1 protein-coding gene is annotated in these 866 nt (G+C 36.6%); it reads right to left on the reverse strand.

The window, feature by feature from the left end; translation table 11 throughout:
* A partial coding sequence (locus SH601_RS17575) for a transposase (protein ID WP_319959629.1) occupies nt 1-728 on the reverse strand: 728 nt, incomplete at its 3' end.
* Between the last annotated feature and the right edge of the window lie 138 nt (nt 729-866).

Raw genomic sequence — 866 nt, forward strand, 5'->3', positions numbered from 1 at the left:
CTAGGACAAAGCACCTTTTTATTCCTGTCTTGCAAAACTAATAATTTAGCTAAATGTCTGCGACGAGCATATTTTCTTTGCCAGACTTTGGCTTTCTTTTCAAAATAAGAACTGTCAAAACTAGGATATTTTAGCCCATTAGACAGAATTGCTAAATCAGCCACGCCAACATCAATCCCAACTCGTTTGCCAGTTAAGCTGTACTTCTCTGGTTCAGGTATTTCAGCTTGTAGAGACAAATAATACTTTCCTGTTGGTTCAAGCAGAACAGTGTAGCGCTTAATCTTAGTGTTTTGCAAAACTCCAGTCTTGCTGGTTTTGACATAGCCTAATTTAGGAATCTTCAAGTACCTTTTACCTGCAGTTTTTATGATTGACTTGCCTGTATAAGACTTTTTCAGATACTTGCGTGAATGAAAACGAGGCTTGCCAATTTGACCACTTTTATCTTGAAAGAAGTTCTTCCAAGATTGAGTTAGGAATTCATTAACTACCTGCAAGCTTGAAGAATCGCTGTTTTTCAAAAAAGGATATTCTTTTTTAAGCGGCTTAAGCAGATAATTCAGCTTGAACTTGCCTAAAAAAGGCAAAGCTTTATTATTCTGATAGCGCTCATTCATCATGGCCAGCATTTGATTCCAAACAAAGCGATCATTGCCAAACATCTGCTCAAGCTGGTTTTGTTGTGTTCTATTAGGATAGAGTCTTAATTTGATCCCTTTTAGCACATTTGTTCCCTCCTTTCTTTTTAAGATTATATCAAACATATGTTTAAGAAAGAAGGGGGGAACAAGCAAAAAAACAAAAAAAGGCCGGATTCATCACGGGATTAAAATCCCGTGTTTTCTCCGGCAATTAATCAATAA

This window comes from Gracilibacillus pellucidus (genome assembly GCF_033949965.1).
Classification (GTDB): domain Bacteria; phylum Bacillota; class Bacilli; order Bacillales; family Amphibacillaceae; genus Gracilibacillus; species Gracilibacillus pellucidus.